19 protein-coding genes are annotated in these 22,886 nt (G+C 41.7%); 17 read left to right on the top strand and 2 right to left on the bottom strand.

Features of this window, described 5'->3' with window-relative positions; all coding sequences use genetic code 11:
• The first annotated feature begins 11 nt into the window (after nt 1–11).
• The 5 genes from IGJ74_RS10775 (at nt 12) to glyS (ending at nt 7,321) form a co-directional block, all read left to right on the top strand.
• Nucleotides 12–2,024 carry a beta-galactosidase gene (locus tag IGJ74_RS10775; RefSeq protein WP_218192966.1) on the top strand — a complete coding sequence of 671 codons (2,013 nt, stop codon included), beginning with the start codon at nt 12–14 and terminating at the stop codon, nt 2,022–2,024.
• Nucleotides 2,024–3,781: a glycoside hydrolase family 35 protein gene (locus IGJ74_RS10770; protein ID WP_218192967.1), complete on the top strand. Its 1,758-nt coding sequence runs from the start codon at nt 2,024–2,026 to the stop codon at nt 3,779–3,781. Before IGJ74_RS10775 ends, IGJ74_RS10770 begins: the two co-directional genes overlap by 1 nt.
• Nucleotides 3,782–4,080: 299 nt before the next feature.
• Nucleotides 4,081–4,320 (top strand): hypothetical protein, encoded by a 240-nt coding sequence (locus IGJ74_RS10765; RefSeq protein WP_008378255.1) that lies wholly within the window; start codon nt 4,081–4,083, stop codon nt 4,318–4,320.
• Nucleotides 4,321–4,335: 15 nt separating this feature from the next.
• A complete protein-coding gene (gene glyQ, locus IGJ74_RS10760) occupies nt 4,336–5,247 on the top strand; it encodes a glycine--tRNA ligase subunit alpha (RefSeq protein ID WP_005225852.1) in 912 nt (303 codons plus the stop codon).
• A gap of 1 nt (nt 5,248) precedes the next feature.
• Entirely contained in the window at nt 5,249–7,321 is a 2,073-nt protein-coding gene (glyS, locus tag IGJ74_RS10755) for a glycine--tRNA ligase subunit beta (protein ID WP_005235502.1), read from the top strand.
• 329 nt (nt 7,322–7,650) lie between these two features.
• Here the strand turns inward: glyS and rlmD are convergent, their stop codons facing one another.
• Nucleotides 7,651–9,027 carry a 23S rRNA (uracil(1939)-C(5))-methyltransferase RlmD gene (gene rlmD / locus IGJ74_RS10750; protein ID WP_008378249.1) on the bottom strand — a complete coding sequence of 459 codons (1,377 nt, stop codon included), beginning with the start codon at nt 9,025–9,027 and terminating at the stop codon, nt 7,651–7,653.
• Between the two features lie 114 nt (nt 9,028–9,141).
• Between rlmD and recX the strand changes: the two genes are divergently transcribed.
• From recX to IGJ74_RS10730, 4 genes are all read left to right on the top strand, one after another.
• The gene (recX, locus tag IGJ74_RS10745) at nt 9,142–9,936 is read left to right on the top strand and encodes a recombination regulator RecX (RefSeq protein ID WP_008378247.1); all 795 of its coding nucleotides are present in this window, start codon (nt 9,142–9,144) and stop codon (nt 9,934–9,936) included.
• Complete coding sequence (mutY, locus tag IGJ74_RS10740) at nt 9,929–11,080, top strand: A/G-specific adenine glycosylase (RefSeq protein WP_218192968.1); 1,152 nt, start codon at nt 9,929–9,931, stop codon at nt 11,078–11,080. The genes recX and mutY overlap by 8 nt, the downstream gene beginning before the upstream one ends.
• 93 nt (nt 11,081–11,173) lie before the next feature.
• On the top strand, nt 11,174–11,707 hold the full coding sequence (gene ntdP, locus IGJ74_RS10735; protein ID WP_005225863.1) for a nucleoside tri-diphosphate phosphatase: 534 nt from the start codon (nt 11,174–11,176) through the stop codon (nt 11,705–11,707).
• A gap of 161 nt (nt 11,708–11,868) precedes the next feature.
• The gene (locus tag IGJ74_RS10730) at nt 11,869–12,831 is read left to right on the top strand and encodes an N-acetylmuramoyl-L-alanine amidase (protein WP_218192969.1); all 963 of its coding nucleotides are present in this window, start codon (nt 11,869–11,871) and stop codon (nt 12,829–12,831) included.
• A gap of 57 nt (nt 12,832–12,888) precedes the next feature.
• On the opposite strand, the gene IGJ74_RS10725 is transcribed toward IGJ74_RS10730, so the two are convergent.
• A complete protein-coding gene (locus IGJ74_RS10725; protein WP_016612205.1) occupies nt 12,889–13,332 on the bottom strand; it encodes a GNAT family N-acetyltransferase in 444 nt (147 codons plus the stop codon).
• Nucleotides 13,333–13,474: 142 nt separating this feature from the next.
• Here IGJ74_RS10725 and IGJ74_RS10720 point away from each other — a divergent pair, with 142 nt between their 5' ends.
• The 8 genes from IGJ74_RS10720 to IGJ74_RS10685 all read left to right on the top strand — a co-directional run bounded on the left by IGJ74_RS10720 (nt 13,475) and on the right by IGJ74_RS10685 (nt 22,755).
• Nucleotides 13,475–14,590, top strand: a complete 1,116-nt coding sequence (locus tag IGJ74_RS10720; RefSeq protein ID WP_008378242.1) for an AI-2E family transporter — start codon at nt 13,475–13,477, stop codon at nt 14,588–14,590.
• Between the two features lie 112 nt (nt 14,591–14,702).
• On the top strand, nt 14,703–16,079 hold the full coding sequence (locus IGJ74_RS10715) for a hemolysin family protein (protein ID WP_005235523.1): 1,377 nt from the start codon (nt 14,703–14,705) through the stop codon (nt 16,077–16,079).
• 238 nt (nt 16,080–16,317) lie between these two features.
• Complete coding sequence (locus IGJ74_RS10710) at nt 16,318–17,334, top strand: lipoate--protein ligase (RefSeq protein ID WP_218192970.1); 1,017 nt, start codon at nt 16,318–16,320, stop codon at nt 17,332–17,334.
• A gap of 10 nt (nt 17,335–17,344) precedes the next feature.
• The gene (locus tag IGJ74_RS10705; protein ID WP_218192971.1) at nt 17,345–18,070 is read left to right on the top strand and encodes an ATP-binding cassette domain-containing protein; all 726 of its coding nucleotides are present in this window, start codon (nt 17,345–17,347) and stop codon (nt 18,068–18,070) included.
• Nucleotides 18,057–18,725 (top strand): methionine ABC transporter permease, encoded by a 669-nt coding sequence (locus IGJ74_RS10700; RefSeq protein ID WP_218192972.1) that lies wholly within the window; start codon nt 18,057–18,059, stop codon nt 18,723–18,725. The genes IGJ74_RS10705 and IGJ74_RS10700 overlap by 14 nt, the downstream gene beginning before the upstream one ends.
• A gap of 5 nt (nt 18,726–18,730) precedes the next feature.
• Complete coding sequence (locus IGJ74_RS10695) at nt 18,731–19,546, top strand: MetQ/NlpA family ABC transporter substrate-binding protein (RefSeq protein ID WP_016620418.1); 816 nt, start codon at nt 18,731–18,733, stop codon at nt 19,544–19,546.
• 192 nt (nt 19,547–19,738) lie between these two features.
• Entirely contained in the window at nt 19,739–21,319 is a 1,581-nt protein-coding gene (locus tag IGJ74_RS10690) for a peptide chain release factor 3 (protein ID WP_008378231.1), read from the top strand.
• A gap of 665 nt (nt 21,320–21,984) precedes the next feature.
• The gene (locus IGJ74_RS10685; RefSeq protein WP_061054249.1) at nt 21,985–22,755 is read left to right on the top strand and encodes a hypothetical protein; all 771 of its coding nucleotides are present in this window, start codon (nt 21,985–21,987) and stop codon (nt 22,753–22,755) included.
• The last annotated feature ends 131 nt before the right edge of the window (nt 22,756–22,886 follow it).

Raw genomic sequence — 22,886 nt, 5'->3', positions numbered from 1 at the left:
CGTTCACTTATATGACAAAATTTTTTGATCGAATTCTATTCGGCGGCGATTATAATCCAAATCAGTGGCCGAAAGAGATTTGGGAAGAAGACATTCGGATCTTTAAAAAAGCAAGTATCAATAGCGCGACCGTCAATGTTTTTTCATGGGCAAAGATCCAACCCTCTGAAAATTGTTATGATTTTGAGGAATTGGATCAAATCATTGAAAGATTAAGCAAGGAAGGGTTCGATATCGTCTTAGCGACATCGACGGCGGCGCTGCCAGCTTGGATGTTCAAGAAATATCCGGAAGTCGCTCGCACCGATTATGATGGACGCCATCATAAGTTTGGGCAACGGCATAATGCCTGTCCCAATAGTTTGGTTTATCAAAAATACGCAGAACGTCTGGCAACGAAATTAGCCGAACGTTACGGCGAAAATCCACAAGTGACTTGTTGGCACATCAATAATGAATACGGCGGCGAATGTTATTGCGACAACTGTGAAAAAGCGTTTCGTGTTTGGCTAAAGGATAAATATCAAACGATCGAAGCACTGAATAAAGCCTGGAATATGGAATTTTGGGGTCATACTGTATATGAATGGGATGAAATCGTTCTGCCAAATGCGCTGTCAGAAGGAATCGGCTATGACAAGACGGCATTTGCAGGAATTTCTATTGACTACCGACGCTTCAACTCGGATAGCCTTTTAAAAAACTATATGATGGAGCGGGACGCTATTCGGAAAATCGATCCCACGACACCGATTACAACGAATTTGATGGGAACCTTTAAAGGACTGGATTATTTCAAGTGGGCGAAGGAAATGGACCTTATTTCGTGGGATAATTATCCAGCGTATAATACGCCATGGAGTTTAGTAGCCATGACACATGATCTAATGCGCGGCTTGAAACAACAGCCCTTTATGCTGATGGAACAAACACCCTCTCAACAAAACTGGCAACCCTATAACTCATTAAAAAAACCGGGACAAATGCGGGCGCAAAGCTACCAAACGATCGCTCATGGGGCGGACACGATCCAATATTTCCAATTGCGACGTTCCATCGGTGCTTGTGAGAAATTCCATGGAGCTGTTATCGAACATGTCGGTCATGAAGACACGCGAGTTTTCCGAGAAACGGCAGCTCTTGGTGCTGAATTAGCGCAGCTTTCAGACATTATTGGGACGCAAACTCAATCACAGGTTGCCGTGATTTTCGATTGGGACAATTATTGGGCATTAGAATATACGAGTGGTCCGACCGTTGATCTGAAGTATGTAGAACAGATCCATCGCTACTATCGTTATTTTCATGAACAAAATATTGCCGTCGACTTGGTTCCCGTGGATGCTGACTTGTCAAAATACAAATTAGTCGCAGCACCTGTTCTCTACATGATCAAAGAAGGAATGCAAGAGCGGCTCACTGATTTCGTCAAACAAGGTGGTTCTTTACTTACCACGTATATGAGCGGTATCGTTGATCAATCTGACAACGTTCACTTAGGGGGCTATCCTGGGCCATTGCGGGAGTTAGCTGGCATCTGGGTGGAAGAAATCGATGCATTAGCCCCAGAACAATCAAACGGCGTTTCCTTAGTCAATGAAGAACTTACAGGAACAAGTAATTTAGTCAGCGATTTGATCCATTTAGAAAACGCCGAAGCGCTAGCGCATTACACGAGCAATTTCTATGCAGGAATGCCGGCAGTGACCAAAAATATATTTGGCGATGGCACCGTCTATTACTTTGGTGGACAGTTGGAAGATCAGCTGCAAGATCAGCTTTTCAAAACGATTGTCAAAGAGACCGATATTACCCCAGTGATCGAGGAGGCAACAAAACTAGAAATTGCCTGTCGTGAAAATGAAGAGGCGAAATTTTTCGTCATCATCAATTTCCACGAAGAAGCACAACCGTTGCCAGCAATGTTTGTTGGAAAGACGGATCTTCTGACGGGTGAGGTTCTTTCTTCAGAAATGATGCTGACACAATACACCACCTATATCGTCAAAGAGGAGCGTAACTGATGCGAACTTTTGCTATCGAAGATGACTTTTATCTAGACAAAAAGCCGTTCAAAGTGATCTCTGGAGCGATCCATTATTTTCGGGTCGTTCCTGAATATTGGCAAGATCGATTAGAGAAACTACGCTTGATGGGTTGTAATACTGTGGAAACCTATGTTCCGTGGAATCTCCATGAAGCACAGGAAGGCGTCTATCAATTTGAGGGGATCCTTGATTTGCGGCGATTTATCCAAACGGCACAAGAAGTAGGGCTTTATGTCATTTTGCGACCAGCACCTTATATTTGTGCAGAATGGGAATTTGGGGGACTGCCTTATTGGCTTTTGCAAGATCCCATGATGAAGCTTCGGTTTGATTATCCACCATTTATGGAAAAAATCACTCGTTATTTCGCCCATTTGTTTCCACAAGTGCGGGATCTGCAGATCACCCAAGGCGGTCCGATTTTAATGATGCAAGTAGAAAATGAATACGGCAGCTACGCCAATGATAAAGAGTATTTGCGGAAAATGGTGGCTGCGATGCGGCAACAGGGTGTAGAAACGCCGTTAGTGACCTCTGACGGACCTTGGCACGATATGTTAGAAAACGGCACTATCAAAGACTTGGCATTGCCTACGATCAACTGCGGCTCCAACATCAAGGAAAACTTTGAAAAACTTCGAAGATTTCACGGAGAAAAACGGCCACTGATGGTCATGGAATTTTGGATCGGCTGGTTTGATGCTTGGGGTGATGACCATCATCATACAACATCAACGGCTGATGCAGTAAAGGAACTTCAGGATTGCTTGGCAGAAGGTTCTGTCAATATCTATATGTTTCATGGCGGGACCAACTTTGGCTTTATGAACGGGTCAAACTATTATGAACGCTTAGCGCCGGATGTCACTAGCTATGATTACGATGCCTTGTTGACAGAATGGGGAGAACCTACTGCCAAATACCAAGCCTTCAAAAGGGTGATCGCTGACTATGCGGAAATTCCTGAGTTTCCATTGAGTATGGAAATTGAGCGAAAAGCTTATGGAACATTCTCAGTGAAAGAACGAGTCTCCTTGTTTTCGACGATCGACACGATCAGTCAACCGATTATAAGTAATTACCCGTTATCGATGGAAGCCTGCAATCAAGCGACAGGTTATATCTATTATCGCTCACTGATTGGGCCTGCTCGGAAGATTGCCGACTACCGTCTGATCAATACGATGGATCGTGCCCATACGTTTATCAACCAGGAACTTTTGCGCATCGATTACGATCAAGAAATCGGTCAAACCTACAGTTTCGATTTATCAGAATCAGAAAACGAGCTGGGGATCTTGGTGGAGAATATGGGGCGGGTCAATTATTCCGTAAAAATGAACCATCAGCACAAAGGCATCAAAGACGGTGTGATCATCAATGGCGCCTTCCAAAGCAACTGGGAAATCTATCCCTTACCGATGGATAATTTGCATGCCATTGATTTCCAAGGAAAATGGCAAAAAGGCCAACCAAGTTTCTCACGCTTTGAATGTGCTTTTGATGAATGTGCAGATACCTTTATCGAATTGCCGGGCTGGGGCAAAGGGTTTGTCCAAGTCAATGGTCATATGATCGGCCGTTTCTGGGAAAAAGGACCGCAGCAGCGCTTGTACGTCCCGGCGCCGTTTTTAAAAACTGGAATGAATGAGATCATTGTTTTTGAAAGTGATGGGAAAATCGCTGATGAGATCGTCTTTCATGATCAGGCGGATTTAGGTCCAGAAGGATAAAAGTTCAAATTAATCATTGACAAACCCTAGCTTCAACTACTATCATAAGGGTAATCGAATCCGTGCTATGACCGGAAGAAAGAAAGAAGACCATTCCATGAAGCGAACTTGGGAGAGTGAAAGCCAAGTTGGAACCTTATTTCGCAGGCGTCCGTGAGCATGATCAATGAAGCTGCCGACTTGTCGGAAGTAGGGTGGAACCGCGAATGTATCGTCCCTATATCTATACACTTTGTATAGATATAGGGACTTTTTTATGTTTCACACCAAGAATAGCCAAAAACAAAGGAGGTTTTTTTATGTTATTTGATATGACGATTCCAGCAAGTGCGTTTACCGAAAAAAAGCTCAAAGTATTAGCAAGTATTCCACTGCAGGTTCGCCTTTTAAAGGATGAACAGCTTTTACATGAATTTACAACGAGTCCAGACCAAATGCTTTACGACTTATCTGATATTTTAGAAGCAGATGCCGTGGTCGAAGTAAAATTGATCCCCGGATCAGTTGTCGAGTTTTATCCTGTCGTCAATGCGTTATAAGAAAGGAAGAAAAAGATGAGTAAACTAACTGTGCAAGAGATGATTTTGACTTTGCAAAAATTCTGGTCTGAAAACGGCTGTATGCTGATGCAGGCCTATGATACAGAAAAAGGGGCTGGAACCATGAGCCCATACACATTTTTACGTGCAATCGGTCCAGAACCATGGAACGCCGCTTACGTAGAACCTTCTCGCCGTCCAGCTGATGGCCGCTACGGGGAAAACCCAAATCGTTTGTATCAGCACCACCAGTTCCAAGTCGTGATGAAGCCCTCTCCTGAAAATATCCAAGAGCTTTATTTAGAAAGCTTGCGTCTTTTAGGGATCGATCCATTAGAACATGATATTCGTTTCGTCGAAGATAACTGGGAAAACCCCTCAATGGGTTGTGCAGGTCTTGGTTGGGAAGTTTGGTTAGATGGGATGGAGATCACCCAGTTTACTTACTTCCAACAAGTTGGTGGCTTAGCGTGTAAGCCAGTGACATCAGAGATCACTTACGGCTTAGAACGTCTAGCATCTTATATTCAAGAAGTTGAAAGTGTCTACGATCTTGAATGGTCTGCAGGTGTCAAATATGGTGAGATTTTCCGCCAACCTGAGTATGAACATTCAAAATACTCCTTTGAAGTCAGTGACCAAGACTTGCTTTTAGGGAACTTCGATCGTTTTGAAAAAGAAGCAAAACGCTGTATCGATGAACGCTTAGTTCATCCAGCTTACGACTATATCTTAAAATGCAGCCATACCTTCAACCTGTTGGATGCTCGTGGCGCAGTCTCCGTCACTGAACGTGCTGGGTACCTCGCACGTATCCGTAATATGGCCCGTCAAGTAGCAAAACTATTTGTAGCAGAACGGGAAAACCTCGGTTATCCATTGCTTGATCCAGAAGTGGCGCAAAAACTGATTGAGGAGGGAAAATAAGATGGCACAAAACCTATTATTAGAAATCGGCTTAGAGGAATTACCTGCGCATGTCGTAACCCCAAGTATGAAACAATTACAAGAAAAAACGGCAGCTTTCTTAGATGCTCATGCATTACCTTATACAGCGATTGAAGCTTATTCGACACCTCGTCGTTTGGCAGTCTATGTCACCGGTCTTCCTGAAAAACAAGCCGATACACAAGAAGACGTCAAAGGGCCAGCGAAAAAAATCGCCTTAGACGAAGCAGGCAATTGGTCGAAAGCAGCTCAAGGATTTGTTCGGGGGCAAGGATTGACAACCGATGACATCACCTTCCGTGAATTAAAAGGTGTTGAGTATGTCTATGTAACGAAACATACCCAAGGTCAACCAACCGTTGAGGTATTGAAAGGATTGCAGGAAGTAATCACGAGTTTGACTTTCCCAGTAACGATGCACTGGGCAGACTACGATTTTGAATATATCCGACCAATTCATTGGATCGTCGCACTCTTTGGTGAGCAAGTCATTCCTTTCCAAATCCTTGATATTGTTACCGGACGCGAGTCAAAAGGTCATCGTTTCTTAGGTGAGGCAGTCACGTTTGATCATGCGGACGACTATTTGGAGAAAATGAAGCATCAGTTTGTCATTGCTGATCCAAGCGAACGTCAACAAATGATCACCTCACAAATCAATGCGATCGCTCAAGAAAACAACTGGCGGATCGATTTAGATGAAGACCTACTCGAAGAAGTGACAAATCTGGTTGAATACCCAACAGCTTTTGTAGGGGACTTTGAAGAAAAATATCTTTCTGTACCTGAAGAAGTGTTAGTTACTTCTATGAAAGAACATCAACGCTACTTCGATGTCCGCACCCTTGATGGAGAATTGCTGCCGCATTTCATCTCTGCCCGCAACGGGGATGCCGTGAAAATTGATAATGTCATCAAAGGAAACCAAAAAGTACTGACCGCCCGTCTAGAAGATGCTGAGTTTTTCTATAATGAGGACAAAAAATTGACCATCGACCATTGCGTGGAAAAGCTTAAGCAAGTCACCTTCCACGAAAAAATTGGCAGTTTGTATGAAAAAATGCAGCGTGTTGGATTAGCTGCACAAATCATCGGGAATACTGTTGGTTTAACACAAGAAGAACTGACTGATCTCCAACGGGCAGCTCAAATCTATAAATTTGATTTAGTGACAAATATGGTGGGAGAATTCCCTGAATTGCAAGGAATCATGGGGGAAAAGTATGCCTTGATCCAAGGAGAAAAACCAACAGTTGCCCAAGCGATTCGTGAACACTACATGCCGATCTCAGCAGAAGGTGAACTGCCGCAATCGAAAATCGGGGCTGTTTTAGCCATTGCGGATAAATTGGACAGCTTGCTTGCGTTCTTCGCTGTCGATATGGTTCCAAGTGGTTCAAACGATCCTTACGCACTCCGCCGGCAAACGTACGGAATTATCCGCATCCTAGCTGAAAAACGCTGGTATTTCCCATTTGCTCAGTTACAAGAAGAGATTCGTGAAGCTATTAATGCCCAACCGGAAATTTTTGGTATTCAACTTGCCGCAGGTCAAGAACAAGTGACCGATTTTGTGAAAAGCCGTCTGCGTCAATTCTTACTCAGCAAAAATACGCGTCATGATGTCATTGAAGCTGTTTTAGGCGCACGCCAAGCAGATATCAGTACGCTATTTGAAACGGCTCAGATGTTAAGAGAACATCTGCAAGACACCGACTTCAAACCATCGATGGAAGCCTTGACCCGAGTAATCAATTTAGCGAAAAAAGCCGAATTGGAACAAGCAGCAATTGATCCTGCCTTGTTTGAAAACGACTCTGAAACTGCCTTGTATGAAGCGGTCTTAACAGTAGAGAACAAGTTCCCACATCAAACGATGGAAGAAAACTACCAAAGCTTAGTGGCACTGCGCCCATTGATTGAAGCTTATTTTGATCAAACAATGGTCATGGTGGAAGATGAACAGATTCGCCGCAACCGTTTTGCCTTGTTGGATAAAATCGCGAAGATGAGTCTGGCAGTGGCTAGTTTAGATGCTTTGATTACAAAATAAAAAGCAGCTTGCAGTTGCACATTTCTGAAAAAAAAGCTGGAACTGAAAGAATCAGTTCTGGCTTTTTTTCTATGTTTCTCGATTTTTTTTGTACTTAGAATTGCTTTCTTGCAGTGTTAAATATTATATAATAAAAAACATTTTGACCCATTACTTTTCAAGGGATCGAACGATTCTTCGGCTTTAATGATTGGGGATTTGATGATGCTTATAATGATACAAAGATTCTCATCATACAGACCGATTCATTTTTCCATTGAAAATACGCTGAAACGATAGGTGCAATAAAATAGCCTGACAGATCACAAAATGATTTGTCAGGCGAATGTTTATTTGCGGGTCAATTTTACCACCACTTCGCAGCGTGCGGTTTGTGGAAACATATCTACTGATTGCAGATATTCTACGTGAAACACTTTGGCTAATTGGACTAAGTCTCTTGCTAAAGTAGAAACATTACAAGATATATAGACCATCTTCTTCGGTGGTTGTTTCAGCAAAGCTTGCAATAATCGTTCATCCAAGCCTGTCCTTGGCGGATCAACAATGATGCTATCAGGTTTGAAGCCTTCATTGAACCATTTTGGTAAGAGCTCCTCAGCAGTTCCCGTTTCATAATGGGTATTTTGGGCACCAATACGGTGGGCATTTTCTTGGGCATTTTCGATCGCTTGAGGAATAATGTCCATGCCGCGGACTTCTTTGGCATAAGGTGCCACACTCAACCCAATCGTCCCCACTCCACAGTAAGCATCAACAACTGTTTCATTTTTGCTTAAGTCAAGGGCTTTTAACCCTTCTTGATACAAGACGCTGGTTTGCTGCGGATTCAGCTGGAAGAATGCGCGGGCGGACAAATCGAAGGTCAGTTCATTCAACCGTTCTTCGATTGCTTCTTTGCCCCAAAGATGAATCGTTTCCTCTCCCATGACGACGGACGTTTTTTTGTTTTGCACATTTTGCATGATGGAAACGACTTGCGGCAAGCGCTGATTGATCTCGCGTATCAGAGCATTTTTTTGCGGCAGTTTGACAGAATTGGTAATGAAAACAACTTGGACTTCGCCAGTGGCGATCCCGATGCGAACCATCAATGTTCGTAAAATCCCGCTATTTTTTCGTTCATCGTAAATCGGGATCTGGTATTTGTTCAATAACTGGACGATGCCGTTGATCACTTTTTGTGTATCTTGTTCTTGTACGAGGCAATCATCAATGGCGACTAAGCGATGGGACTCCATTTCGTATAAACCCGCTTCGATACGTTTGGTCTGACTGTTGTAACGCAATTGAAATTGCGCTTTGTTGCGGTAATGCCAAGGAACATCCATGCCTAAAGTATCCCTTAGTTCAAACTGTTGGTAGCCTTTTGGCTTAAATTTTTCAAGTGCTTGTTTCAATAGGTCTTTTTTGAAGTCTAATTGCTTGTCGTAGACTAAGTGCTGCAATTGGCAGCCGCCGCACCGGTCATAAAACTTGCACGGTGGTTGGATGCGATCGCTGCTTGGCTTGATGATTTTGGTCATCTTGGCTTCAGCAAAGCGGGGAGAGGCTTTGGTGACTTCGGCAATGACCTGTTCCCCCGGCAGAACACGGGGAACAAAGATGATCAGCTTTTTGTAATACCCGATGCCTTCTCCGTTGATCCCCAAGCGTTTGATCGTTAGTTGTAGTTTTTGTCCAAGCTGGACTTGTGTATTTGCCATGTGAACTCCTTAAATAAAATAGTCAGTTCATTTTACCACATTTTTTCAGCTTGATTAGAAGGAATTTTATCGTAGTTGTGGTAAAATAGAATGTACGTTCGCGAGGTGAAGAAGATGAATACAATTATTCGTATCAACAAAGGGAAAGGACCATTTTATGAAGTGGCAACATCAGAAGGTGAAACGCTGCGGGTCTCAGAAGATCTTTTGGTCCGTTTTCGGCTATTAAAAGGCAAGGAACTGAGTGAAGAAGAATTAAAAGAAATCAAAAAAAGTGCGGGGTTTGATTTAGGCTTGCAGCAAGCCATGAACTATATCAGCTATCAGCTGCGTTCTGAAATGGAAGTCCGTACCTATTTGAAAGACAAAGAAATCGAAAAACAAGACCGAGACTTAGTCGTTGAACGGCTGAAAGAGCTGAATCTGATCGATGACAAAAACTACGGAGAGAGCTACATTCGCACCCAAGTCCGCATGAGCGATAAAGGACCCGTGGTCATCAGTCAGCAATTGAGAAAAAAAGGCTTGAAAGATCCTGTGATTCAGGAAGTATTGCCTTTGTATACCGAGGAAATGCAGTTTGAAGTCGGGTATCATACGGCTGAAAAAGCGATGCGTCGTTTTCACAACAAAAGCCATAAAGAAATGATCCAAAAGATAAAAATGCATTTGATGCAAAAAGGTTTTCATCAAGGAGTCATTCAGATGATTTTGGATGAATTACCGATGGAAAAAGATGAGGACCAAGAAAATGAAGCGCTCCAAAGAGAAGGGGCCCGACTTATGCGGCGGCATCAGCGGTTACCATTGATGAAACGAAAAATGAAAATCAAGCAAGGCCTTTATCAAAAAGGGTTTGCCATCGATGATATACAACGATTCTTAGATGAGGAAGTAATGGATGAGTAAGCAATGGGAAACTTGGGATGAAGAAAAAATCAAGACGTTCCAAGAAACATTTTTAACTTGGTATCATAAAGAAAAACGCAATCTGCCTTGGCGGGCGACCAACGATCCGTATGCAATCTGGATCTCAGAGATCATGCTTCAACAAACACGAGTGGAAACAGTGATTGGCTATTTCTATCGTTTTATGGAACAATTCCCGACGATCCAAGACTTGGCGGCAGCCGAAGAACAAAAGCTTTTAAAGGTTTGGGAAGGTTTAGGTTATTACTCTCGTGCCCGTAACCTTAAGGCTGCTGCACAGCAAATCGTTGCCGAATTCGACGGAGAAATGCCCCAATCAATTGAAGAGATTCGCTCATTAAAAGGAATTGGTCCCTACACAGCTGGAGCCATTGGCAGTATTGCTTTTGGCTTGCCAGAACCGGCAATCGATGGAAATGTGATGCGGGTCGTCAGTCGGTTATTTTGTATCGAAGCAGATATTGCGAAAGCCAGCAGCCGAAGACCATTTGACGAGGCGATGAGAACAATCATTTCCCCCGATGAACCTGGTGAGTTTAATCAAGCCTTGATGGATCTTGGCTCACGAATCTGTACACCCACTACACCGAAATGTGAAGAGTGTCCCATCGGTCAGTACTGTCTTGCATATGCGGAGAATCGACAAACAGATTTTCCAGTGAAATCGAAAAAAGCAAAGCCGAAAGATGTCTATTACATCGCTGGCGCCATCGAAGATCAAGGTTCGTTTCTACTCGTGCAGCGACCTGAAACAGGCTTATTGGCCTCTATGTGGCATTTTCCGTTGGTTGAAGTAACGAAAGAACAATATGATGCTTTGCAGCGAACATGGGTAAAAGAGGAACAGCTGCAGTTGGATTTGATTGCCGAAGAGGATACACTCGAGATTTTTCCTGGTCTTCCTGTCGTTTGGCAAAAACGACATTTCGGCGAGATCACTCATATTTTTAGCCATTTGAAATGGCATGTCCTTTTATTTTACGGTAGAAAACGGGGAGAAATCCCATTACAAGACAGCGAATGGGCTGCCAAAGAATCCTTTGAAAACTATGTTTTTCCAAAACCTCAGCAGAAATTAGTCGAGCAATTAAAGAAATATCAGAAACTCGATAAAGATTTCTAGGCAAAGCTTTCTTTTATTGCTATAATATTAACGATGTCGGTGTAATGAACACCCAAACAAAACGCAAGTTTTCTTGCTGAGGGAAGGGTTGCTATGCGAGTTCCAAAAGAAGGAGAGTTTGTCAGCATTCAAAGCTACAAACATGACGGCAATTTGCATCGAACGTGGCGGGATACGATGGTCTTAAAGACCAGTGAATTCTCAGTGATAGGGGTCAACGATCATACATTAGTGACCGAATCAGATGGAAGACGCTGGGTTACCCGTGAACCAGCAATTGTATATTTTCATAAAAAATACTGGTTTAATGTTATTGCAATGATTCGAGAAAAGGGGGTTTCCTATTATTGTAATCTTGCTTCACCGTATTTACTTGATGAAGAGGCATTGAAATATATCGATTATGACCTTGATATCAAAGTATTTCCTGATGGCGAGAAACGTTTACTAGATGTGGATGAGTATGAATTGCACAGTAAGATTATGCAATATCCGCAAGACATTGATTTTATCTTGAAAGAAAATGTCAAAATTTTAGTAGATTGGATCAATAATGGCAAAGGACCCTTTTCGCAAGGGTATGTGGACATTTGGTATGATCGCTACAAGCAGTTGTCTCAAAAATAAGTAAAATGGGTCGAATCGCTCATTTTCCCTAAGAAACTTCAACCAAGTTGGTTGAAGTTTTTTTTTGTTTCTAATGGAATGCTTCAATCAGCAGGTTTTAAGTTCTGTTTAAGCTGACAGTCCCATGATAGAGAGATCAAGAAAATTAGTGGGGGAAGCACATGAAGAAAAAAGGGAAGCTTGTTATCGGGACCACCATGATTCTGCTTTTTGCAGCGGGGTTTGCTGTGTTGAGAAACGACCAATCCGCTCGTGAGGAGAGTCAAGAAAGTACTTCTCAAACTGAGCTTAACGCTCAAACAGAAGAGACCGCTCAGACTGCCAGTATGGTTCAAATTTATGTAGATCCCTCAGAATACGATGCAGCGATTGAAAGTGAGAACGATTATGTACCGATTTATCAGTCAACAAGTCAAGAGACAGTCATTGGAAAAATCCATCGGGGAAGTTGGGCAACCTTCATCAGTCAAACAGAAGACATGGTTGAAATTCAAACAGACGATGGGGTAACTGGTTATATTGAAAAGCAATCATCATCGATTCAAGAAGTCGCGCTTTCGGCAATCCCAAAAGATCTATCGAACTTCAAAGTCGTCCTTGATGCAGGTCACGGCGGCGAAGATTCTGGGGCACTGTCAACGGATCAAACGATCATGGAAAAAGACTTGACGCTAGCAACGGTCCAAACGATCGGCGAAGTGTTGACAGAAGTAGGTATTCAAGTCAGTTATACTCGCACTGAAGATCGTTATCTCTCGCTGTCTGATATCACCGCTGCTTCGCTTTCAGAAGAACCAGATTTATTTATCAGTATTCATTACGATAATTCAGAAATACCAAACAGTAATCAAGGTCTGACAACTTACTATTACTATACTGGGGCAAAAGAGATGGCAGAAACGATCACTGCCAATTTGAGTTCTTCGGTGGCATTGAGTTCCAACGGCACTCGTTTTGGTAACTATTATGTGTTGCGAGAACAATATCTTCCAGCAGTATTATTGGAGTTAGGCTATTTGAACAGTGACAATGATTTGGCAATGATTACAAGGGAAGGGTATGATCAAAGGGTGGCGCAAGCGTTGCTGACAGCGATTGAAGAGATCGTTGAAGCAGAGGAATAAAAAACGGCGACTACAAAACAGAGGAAGGATCTGTTTTGTGGTCGCTGTTTTAAGGAATCACTTCTCGTTAAAGATTTTGCTCATTTTGATATGGGGCATATCTGCGTCTAAAAAGACATCGCCTTCAGGCTGATAGCCTAACTTCAAGTAAAACTCTTTTGCGGTTATTTGTGCCCCTAAAGTGACTTTTTTGATTCCTTGTTTTTGAATGAAGGCTTCCGCACCTTCGATCAGTTGTCTGCCATAACCTGAACCTCGATGAGCAGCGGGGACCGCCATTCGCTGCAACTTCACTTCATGATCAGAGATAGGTAAGAAACGCAAGGTTGCGACTGCTTCATTATCGTCGTCATATAAGACAAAGTGGACTGCCAATGCTTCATTTTCATCTACTTCCAATGCTAATGGAACACCTTGCTCTTTCACGAATACTTGATTTCGTATTTTCAATGACGCCAAATAAATGTCACTCAGCGTATCTTTTGTTTGTGCAATATGCATAAAAAATTCACCTCAGCTAAGATTTCTCCGTTATTTTTAATAGTATACCACTTTTTTTACAAATTTTTTTTGTTTGCGGCTAAAGTCGCAAGCTTTTTTTTTCAAAATCATCTATAATGTTATAAAAAAGGGAGGGAATCTTTTGTTCGACAAATTCAAACAATCAAAACTGTTCTTTTGGTCATTGGAAGCATTGGTTTTAGTGACACTCGTGTTTGTGTTAAGTAAAGTCAATTTTCTATTTGCACCGATCGGCACGTTTTTTTCTACTTTATTTGCACCAGTATTGATTGCTGGCTTTCTGTATTACCTGCTAAATCCAATCGTCTTATTTTTGATGAAAACCACAAAAATAAAACGACTGTTTGCTGTCATATTGGTTCTGTTGTTATTAGTAGCAGCAATCATCTTGATTTTCGTCAGCGTTATTCCTAATCTAGTGAGTCAGATTACTTCATTGGCGGAAAATATTCCAACATTTGCCAAAAATATGGAAAGTTGGATCTCAAGAATCGCAGATGATCCATTTTTCAAACAAATCGATATCGCGCAGCAGTTAGAAAATCTAAATCTTTCTTATGGTTCTTTGCTGCAGCAGTTTCTTAGTGGGTTATCCACTAGCTTAGGATCGATCGTCAGTACGATTGCTTCCGCGACGATGATCATCGTTACAGTACCATTCATCCTTTTTTACATGTTGAAGGATGGAGAAAAGCTAGTTCCTAATCTGAAAACTGTCTTTCCAGAAAGAAGACGAGATCAGATTGTTGGGTTGCTAGGTGACTTAAACAAGACATTATCCAATTACATTAGTGGGCAAGCGATCGAATGTATTTTTGTCGCTACCTTCACGTTTATTGGTTACTGGATGATCGGCGTTAACTATGCCTTTCTTTTTGGGGTAATTGCAGGCGTCACAAACTTGATCCCTTATTTAGGCCCATATCTTGGTTTGATTCCGGCGGTGTTAGTGACGGTCTTTGATGAACCATTTCGCGCATTATTATGCTGTATCGTGGTTCTGGTCGTCCAACAATTAGACGGAAATGTTATTTACCCGAATGTAATCGGAAAATCATTGGCGATCCATCCGTTAACGATCATTTTGGTCTTATTAGTTGCTGGAAATCTAGCTGGCTTGCTGGGGATTTTCCTAGGTGTGCCATTTTATGCGATTTGCCGAACGATCGTCGTCTTTATTGTTCGCCTGATCAAAGACGACAAAATTAAGAAAAATCAGGAACGGTTGATCGAATAATCAATGACTGGTGTTTTTTATTGCAAAGAAAAAAACTTTGTGATAGGATTTTATCGTGGGCTAAGCCCACGATTTTTTTTAGAAAATGAAAAAATAAGGAGAGAATGCTATTATGAATGCTGACCCCGAGAGTCAGTCGCTTCTAGCGCAAATTTTATTATTGATCGTTTTGACATTGATTAACGCTTTTCTAGCGGCCTCTGAGATCGCAGTTGTCTCAGTTAACAAAAACCGTGTGGAGCAAAAAGCGGAAGAAGGAAATGTCAAATCACAAAAATTATTGAAAATCATTGATAATCCAACAAATTTCTTGTCAACGATCCAAGTTGGGATTACCTTGGTGAATATTTTATCTGGGGCATCTCTGGCAGATACCTTGTCGACCCGTTTGGCACCTTTATTAGGTGGAGGGACGGCGGCTAAAAGCTTAGCGAACATTATTGTTTTAGCGATCTTGACGTATGTGTCGATCGTTTTCGGTGAGTTGTATCCAAAACGGATCGCCATGAACAAATCAGAAGAAGTTGCCCAGTTCACTTCTGGTGTCATTCGAACGATCGGGATTATTGCAAAACCTTTCGTCTGGTTCTTATCTGCTTCGACAAGTTTATTGGCGCGCATCACTCCAATGGAATTTGACGATGAAGACACGAAGATGACCCGTGATGAAATGCGGTATATGTTGGAAACAGAAGGGGTCTTTGAAGAAGATGAATTAGAGATGCTGCAAGGGATCTTTTCATTAGACACGAAAGTCGCCCGGGAAGTCATGGTTCCTAGAACCTCAGCCTTTATGGTGGACATCAATGACTCAGTAGAAGAAATTTTGACTGAAATTTTAGCAGAAAATTATTCTCGTATTCCTGTATATAATGAAGATAAAGACAAAGTCGTAGGGATTCTACATACCAAAAATCTTTTGAAATGTGCGTACAAATACGGCTTTGATACGATGGACATCAAACAAATCCTGCAGGAACCATTGTTTGTGCCAGAAACGGTCTTTATCGATGATTTGCTTTATGAATTAAAGAAAACCCAAAACCAAATGGCGATTTTGCTTGATGAATATGGCGGCGTCGTTGGATTGGTTACACTAGAAGACTTGCTAGAAGAAATCGTCGGCGAGATCGATGATGAATCAGATGAAGTCGAAGAGCTTTATGAAAAAATCTCTGATAAAGAATATGTCATCCAAGGACGCATGTTGATCGATGATTTTAATGAAGCCTTCAACATGAGCTTGCATATGAGTGATGTGGATACGATGGCAGGATATTTGATCACTGCTTTAGGATTAATCCCTGATGAAGGAGAAAAACTATCCTTCGAAGTGGACAATGTGAAGCTGATCTCTGAAGAAATGGAAGGATCACGCGTCTTGAAGATCCGGGTGATTTTCCACGACCCAGAAGAAGGGGAAGTGGAACCAGAGGAAGAGCGGCGCTATTTCCGTAAAGATTTTGAGGAAGATGAGCCTCGCCGTTAAAGTTCCGTATAAATGAAATGAGAAAGACCAAGGCAGTTGCTTTGGTCTTTTTTGTCCGTTTTTTTACGTATTCCCCTTGATTTGTATGGAAGAAACGGTTACGATAAATTTATTGAATAATACAGTTTAAAAACAGATAAAAAAACACGTGTATCTTATCGTTAAGCAGTTTGATTGCAATTTTCCGTAAGAAAAGCGAGAATATCCATAGAAATATAATGAGAATGAGGGGCTTGAAATGAAATTTTACCGTATGCTTAGTGAAGATATCCGTTACAATTTGGCGACTGAAGAGTATTTGATGAATAACGTAGATGTTTCGGAGCCTTGTCTTCTGTTATACATACAAAAACCATGTGTTATAATCGGCAGAAATCAAAATGCGTATCAAGAGATTGATTTTGACTATCTAAGAAGCCGTAAGATCGTTTTGACTCGCAGAACGTCTGGTGGTGGAGCGGTTTATGACGATCTAGGCAATATGAGTTTTAGTTTTGTCACCAAAAAAGATGCCACGAGCTTTGGTGACTATCAAAGTGCAACACAACCTATCATGAAAGGCTTAGCGGCAATGGGAGCCAAGGATGTTGAAGTACATGGCCGTAATGATCTGTTCATTGATGGGAAAAAGTTTTCTGGCAATGCGATGTATACAAAAAAAGGCCGGACGTATTCCCATGGCACATTGATGTATGATGTGGATCTAGAAGAATTGACGAAAGTTCTACATGTTGCCCAAGAAAAAATTGCTTCTAAAGCAACGAAATCAGTTCGGAAAAGTGTGACGAATATCAAGCCCTTTTTGGCAGAGCAATACCAATCAATGGATACCAAGGAATTTCGAGATACACTCCTTTGCCGAATCTATGAAGTAGAATCGATTGATGAAATCAGTGAGCAAGAGATCGTCTTAACGGAAACCGATCGACAAGCGATCCAAACACTGTTTGAAGAACGATATGCCAATAATGAGTGGATTTTTAATGAAGCGCCTGCTTTCGAATGGCAAAAAAGAAAGCGGTTTGAGCAGGTTGGGATTGTTGAAGTCGATTTTACTGTCAACAAAGGCAAGATTGCAGCGATTCAAATTACCGGTGATTTTTTTGGACAAAAAGAGATCAGTGAACTTGAAGCGATGTTGCAAGGTATTGATTTTGAAAAAAGCACCATTAGACGCTTGCTAGAGGGAATCGCCATCGATCAGTTTATCCATCAGATGACCGCTTCTGAATTTTTAGCATTGCTGTTTGATTAGGAGGAAAAAGATGTTAGAAGCGATCAATCTCACAAAGCGTTACGATCGAAAGGTTCTCGGTGGTTTGTCTTTTTCTGTTCAGACAGGAGAAATCGTTGGGGTCGTCGGCAAAAGCGGCTCAGGAAAATCGACGTTGTTGCGGCTTTTAAACTTGATTGAAACCCCAGACAGCGGGGAATTACTTTTTGATGGCAAAAAAATCGATACATCGAATAAAAAGCATCTGCTACGTGCACAACAAGAAATCGGCATGATTTTTCAAAATTACAATCTGTTACACAATCGAACCGTTTTCGAAAATGTCTATTTGCCCTTGAAGTTAATGGGAAAGTCAGCAGATATGGTACTTGAGATGCTTTCGTTTGTTGGCATGGAAGATAAGGCCCACATCTATCCGGCCAAGTTAAGCGGCGGAGAGAAACAACGAGTGGCTATTGCACGGGCTTTGATCCGTGAGCCAAAAATCTTGCTGTGTGACGAGCCCACTAGTGCGCTGGACGAAGATACGAAAGCCGATGTTCTTGCTTTGCTGCAAAAAGTTCAACAGACGTTTCAACCAGCTGTCGTCTTTGTCAGTCATGAGCTATCGGCCGTCCGACAAATTTGTCAACGTGTGTTTGTATTGGAGGATGCCGTCTTTGAGGCGGAGTTTGCCAATCAGCCACAACCAATCGTCCGCATTGAAAGCTCTTATGTGAACAAAGTGGAGAGGAGTCTGCTGCATGACGATCAGTGAAAGTATGTTGTATTATCTGCCTGAATTGCTGCAATCTTTGAAAGAAACAGCGATCATGATGGGCATTTCGATGCTCGCAGCCATTGTCTTAGGTCTACCGTTAGGTGTCTGGCTTTTTCTCAGTCGCAGCCGAGGGAAAAAAATCTCATTTCTTTATGAGTGTTTGAATCTCGTTGTGACGATCATCCGCTCGTTTCCTTTTTTATTATTTGTTGTAGCGTTGATCCCGTTGACGCGGATGCTTTTAGGCAGCTCATTTGGACCGATTCCCGCCAGTTTTCCTTTGAGCATCGTTGCTATGAGTATTTTTGCTCGTTTGACGGAGCAAGTGCTGTTGGATGTTCCAGAAGAAGTTTCTTATTTGGCGAAATCTCTTGGTGTCAGTCAATGGCAGTATGTTTGGTCGTTTTTACTAGTGGAAGCTAGAAGCGGCTTGATTTTATCTTTAACGACGACAGCAGTCAGCATGGTTTCTTATTCGACGGTGATGGGGATCGTTGGTGGCGGCGGTATCGGCGATTTTGCGATCCGTTATGGGTACCAGCGTTATGAGTATGGCGTGATGTATTTTGCAATTATCATCATGATTCTTTTGGTCTTTATCCTGCAAGGGATTGGCAATCAAGCAGCAAGAAAACTTGATAAACGAAAATAGGAGGAATGAAAGTGAAAAAAGGATTTGTTTTAGGATTGAGTGTATTGGCATTAGGTGTATTGGGGGCTTGCGGTACAGGTTCTGATGAAGCGAGCGAAGAGAAAATCATCAAGGTCGCTTCGCAAACGACGCCAATGACCGATGTCGTAAAGGTTGCAGCTGAAGCAGTGGAAGATGGCTGGGAAATCCAATTGGTCCAAGTCAATGACAATATCCAGTACAATGAGTTGCTGAATAATGACGAGGTCGATGCTAACTTTGCGCAACATGAACCATATATGCAAATGTATAATGAAGAAAAAGATGCAAACCTAGTGGCACTAGATAAAATCTACAACGCAAAAGTCGGTTTTTATTCCAAAGAGTATACGAATATCAATGATATTCCAGAAGGAACGAAAGTCGCATTGCCAAATGATGTGTCCAATGAAGGTCGAGCGTTAGCGATTTTAGCAGAAGAAGGATTGATCACCCTTAAAGAAGGCGTTGGTGTCAATGGAACACTTAAAGACGTTACCGAAAATCCGAAAAATTTTGAGTGGTTATCTGTCGATTTACTGAATCTTGCGGAAGCCTATGATGAACCAAACGTATCTTTGGTATACAATTACCCAACCTATATCGCGAAAATCGGTTTGAAACCAGCAGATGCCCTTTTCTTAGAAAAGACCATCGATGATCGCTTTGCTATCTCATTGGTTGCTCGAGAAGACAATCAAGATTCTGAAAAAATCGCTGTATTGCGCCGTGCCATGACTAGCGATAAAGTTCGTGAGTTTTTAGAAAACGAGCATAGCGATACCTTATTGCCAGCATTTTAATTTATTTCTATCAAAATGGAAGGAGCGCCCTTTGCCTAACTCTCTAAAAGAGAGTAGTCAAAGGGGTTTCTTGTCTTTTTTTGCTTTTTTATCACCCTTATCCATGATATACTGATTTGGTCAGAAAACTAGCGACAGTCTAAAATAGACACTGTTCGCATTGTAAATACAAGAAATGGAGCAATAGAATCAATGGATAATCCAAAATTAAAACAACAAGTCGATAGTCGCCGTACCTTTGCGATTATTTCCCATCCGGATGCGGGGAAAACAACCATTACAGAACAATTATTATTATTCGGTGGCGCGATTCGCCAAGCTGGTACGGTCAAAGGGAAAAAGACTGGTAATTTCGCAAAGTCCGACTGGATGGAAATCGAAAAACAACGGGGGATCTCCGTTACCAGTTCCGTTATGCAGTTTGATTACCAAGGCAAACGGGTCAATATTTTAGATACCCCTGGGCATGAGGACTTTTCTGAAGATACCTACCGTACCTTGATGGCGGTGGATAGTGCTGTCATGGTGATCGATAGCGCAAAAGGGATCGAAGCACAAACGAAAAAACTCTTCCAGGTCGTTAAAAAACGTGGTATTCCGATTTTTACTTTTATCAATAAACTCGACCGTGATGGCCGCGAACCATTAGAATTATTAGAAGAACTAGAAGATCTTTTAGAGATCGAATCATTTCCAATGAATTGGCCGATCGGCATGGGGAAAGGCTTGGAAGGACTGTATGATATCCACAACCAACGGGTCGAATTTTACCGTCCTGACAATCACGGTGGGGAACGTTTAGTTGCCCTAGATGAAAATGGTCAATTCCCAGCAGATCATCCATTTGCCGAAGATGGACTGTTCCAACAAGTTTTAGAAGAAGTGGAATTGCTGCAAGAAGCTGGCGACGCCTTTGATACAGAAAAAATCGCTCGGGGCGATCAAACCCCTGTATTCTTTGGTTCTGCTCTCACAAATTTTGGCGTACAGACCTTTTTAGAAACCTTCTTGACTTTTGCACCAGCACCTTACGGACATAAAACACTAGCTGGTGAGGAAGTCAGTCCTTATGAACCAGAAATGTCTGGGTTTGTATTCAAGATCCAAGCAAACATGAATCCTGCCCATCGTGACCGGATCGCCTTTGTCCGCATTTGTTCAGGAACCTTTGAACGAGGCATGGACGTTACTTTAGAACGTACTGGCAAAAAAATGAAACTCAGCAATGTGACTCAATTTATGGCTGATACCCGTGAAAATATTGAAGAAGCTGTCGCCGGAGATATCATTGGTGTCTATGACACGGGGAATTATCAAATCGGTGACACGATCTATGAAGGAAAACTAAAAGTTGCTTACGAAGAGCTGCCATCGTTTACTCCGGAACTCTTTATGAAAGTTACTGCGAAAAATGTGATGAAGCAAAAATCTTTCCATAAAGGAATCTATCAGTTGGTCCAAGAAGGGGCTATCCAGTTGTACAAGACGTATCTTAGTGATGAGTATATCATCGGTGCTGTCGGGCAACTGCAATTTGAAGTTTTCCAATATCGCATGATGAATGAGTACAATGCGGAAGTCATCATGACCCCAATGGGCCACAAGATCGCCCGTTGGATCGATCCGAAAGACTTGGATGAGCGTATGAGCTCCAGTCGTAACATTTTAGCGAAAGACCGTTTCGACCAGCCATTGTTCTTGTTTGAGAATCAATTTGCGATGCGTTGGTTCGCAGATAAGTACCCAGATGTCGAATTGAAGAGTTTGATGTAAGAGCCGTTTCCCGCGAGCCTGTCTAGGTATGCGCAACTCTGTACGTAAGGCTGATCTTTTTGAATTGAACGATCGTAGAAAGTCCTTTCTTATCAAAATGGATAAGAAGGGGCTTTTTTTTGCTGAAAACGTGCTTTTGATACAGAAGGAAGGCTGTGTGATTTGGGCAATGGTCCAATGATCAGACAATTATCCTAATTTATAAGCATTCTTTTAAAAGAAGATAAAAAGAGTTGGAAAAAGAGCGTAGTATTAAAGATGACCGCAAGGAAGTGCACTTGAAATGAATAGAAAAATATCATAGGCACATTTGGTGATTCAGGAAATTTTCACTTGTTTGAAAGTAGAGGGAAAGCAGAGAATAGATTGCCAGTGATAGAGGTCATTTAATCATTTGATCGAGGGACAAGTTCTTTTTGTCAGATGCTACTAGTGAAGACTAAACTTTCTTTATCTGAGCATGATTCGGTTATAGCCCTTAAAACTTCATTTGAAGCACTTCTAACAGATGGCTTAAGTTTTCAGTTGGTGAACCATGGCTTCATAACTCCAAAATGAATTAGTCTCATTGCTAGTCTACTAGTTATCTATAGATCGATTTTGCTAAAGCGAATGATTATTTGTTAAATAAAAGTGATTTCTGAAAGAAGAAAGGGGACCATGTAGTGCTAAAAAGTTTGTTATTTATATTTTCGGCGATATTTTTCTTTCCAACAGTAGAGGCTGCGGCTGATGAGGTTTCCGAAACGTTGATTTTTGATTTGAACACGATTGACTTTAAGGACGAACACTATTATTTGTTGAAAACCACACAAGATCTTCAGCTGACCGTCGATAGCAACGGCAGTGAAGGTGCTTTTGGCGTAGAGATCACAGCTGTCGGGAAGGCATTTTCAGCAGAACTAAACAGCGTGAACGGTTCGGAAGAGAAAATCATTCAGATTGAGGATACTGATGAAGCATCAATGATTCTTAACGTAGCTGCAACATTGAACATAAAGGAATATCTTGATTCCAACTCTGAGTACTACCTATCAGTCACTTTTACAGCAATTGATGATTCAGAGACCTTTACGAAAGATATAAAAATGAATCAGACGGATGAGGAAAAAGAAGAGATATCGGATGAGAATTTAATGACTGAAGACCAAGACGATGAAAAGCAAGAAGACAATGGCATCGAAGATGATTCTGAGAGCCAAAAGGAAGAAGCAGAATCTATTTACGACGAGCAAGCAAACTTGGAAGAAGACTCGCTTGATAAGGATTCTACCAAACTAGAAGATTCAATCAGTGATGTTGAGGATGAGGCTGGTACTGAGTTTTTTTTAGGGAAGAAAAGCCAATGTGAGACAGCAACATTTTTTTCAAAAGAAATGATCATTGAAAAAAATATGTTTAGATTTATATTAGGAAAAACCGCTTATTTGATATGAGCAGTTTTTCTTGTCTCACTTCTTCTATTTCTTCCTAAAGAGGAAACCATGGAGAGAAGATACGCAACATTTCTTTAAAAAGGAATCTCTCAATAATTGATGACCAATGGAATAAGTAGAAGCAGAACAAA

Origin of the sequence: Enterococcus sp. AZ009 (assembly GCF_050548785.1) — a bacterium.
In the GTDB taxonomy this organism is placed as follows: Bacteria; Bacillota; Bacilli; order Lactobacillales; family Enterococcaceae; genus Enterococcus_D; species Enterococcus_D entomosocium.
The sequence above is the reverse complement of the archived record's forward strand: the minus strand, read 5'-3'. Positions and strand labels throughout refer to the sequence as shown.

Coding starts and splice junctions, on each gene's coding strand:
- glyS (WP_005235502.1), top strand. CDS start 5,249: ATGGCACAAAACCTATTATTAGAAATCGGCTTAGAGGAATTACCTGCG.
- IGJ74_RS10775 (WP_218192966.1), top strand. CDS start 12: ATGACAAAATTTTTTGATCGAATTCTATTCGGCGGCGATTATAATCCA.
- IGJ74_RS10705 (WP_218192971.1), top strand. CDS start 17,345: ATGTTAGAAGCGATCAATCTCACAAAGCGTTACGATCGAAAGGTTCTC.
- IGJ74_RS10700 (WP_218192972.1), top strand. CDS start 18,057: ATGACGATCAGTGAAAGTATGTTGTATTATCTGCCTGAATTGCTGCAA.
- recX (WP_008378247.1), top strand. CDS start 9,142: ATGAATACAATTATTCGTATCAACAAAGGGAAAGGACCATTTTATGAA.
- mutY (WP_218192968.1), top strand. CDS start 9,929: ATGAGTAAGCAATGGGAAACTTGGGATGAAGAAAAAATCAAGACGTTC.
- IGJ74_RS10695 (WP_016620418.1), top strand. CDS start 18,731: ATGAAAGTGAAAAAAGGATTTGTTTTAGGATTGAGTGTATTGGCATTA.
- IGJ74_RS10690 (WP_008378231.1), top strand. CDS start 19,739: ATGGATAATCCAAAATTAAAACAACAAGTCGATAGTCGCCGTACCTTT.
- IGJ74_RS10765 (WP_008378255.1), top strand. CDS start 4,081: ATGTTATTTGATATGACGATTCCAGCAAGTGCGTTTACCGAAAAAAAG.
- IGJ74_RS10715 (WP_005235523.1), top strand. CDS start 14,703: ATGAATGCTGACCCCGAGAGTCAGTCGCTTCTAGCGCAAATTTTATTA.
- IGJ74_RS10730 (WP_218192969.1), top strand. CDS start 11,869: ATGAAGAAAAAAGGGAAGCTTGTTATCGGGACCACCATGATTCTGCTT.
- glyQ (WP_005225852.1), top strand. CDS start 4,336: ATGAGTAAACTAACTGTGCAAGAGATGATTTTGACTTTGCAAAAATTC.
- IGJ74_RS10725 (WP_016612205.1), bottom strand. CDS start 13,332: ATGCATATTGCACAAACAAAAGATACGCTGAGTGACATTTATTTGGCG.
- IGJ74_RS10770 (WP_218192967.1), top strand. CDS start 2,024: ATGCGAACTTTTGCTATCGAAGATGACTTTTATCTAGACAAAAAGCCG.
- ntdP (WP_005225863.1), top strand. CDS start 11,174: ATGCGAGTTCCAAAAGAAGGAGAGTTTGTCAGCATTCAAAGCTACAAA.
- rlmD (WP_008378249.1), bottom strand. CDS start 9,027: ATGGCAAATACACAAGTCCAGCTTGGACAAAAACTACAACTAACGATC.
- IGJ74_RS10710 (WP_218192970.1), top strand. CDS start 16,318: ATGAAATTTTACCGTATGCTTAGTGAAGATATCCGTTACAATTTGGCG.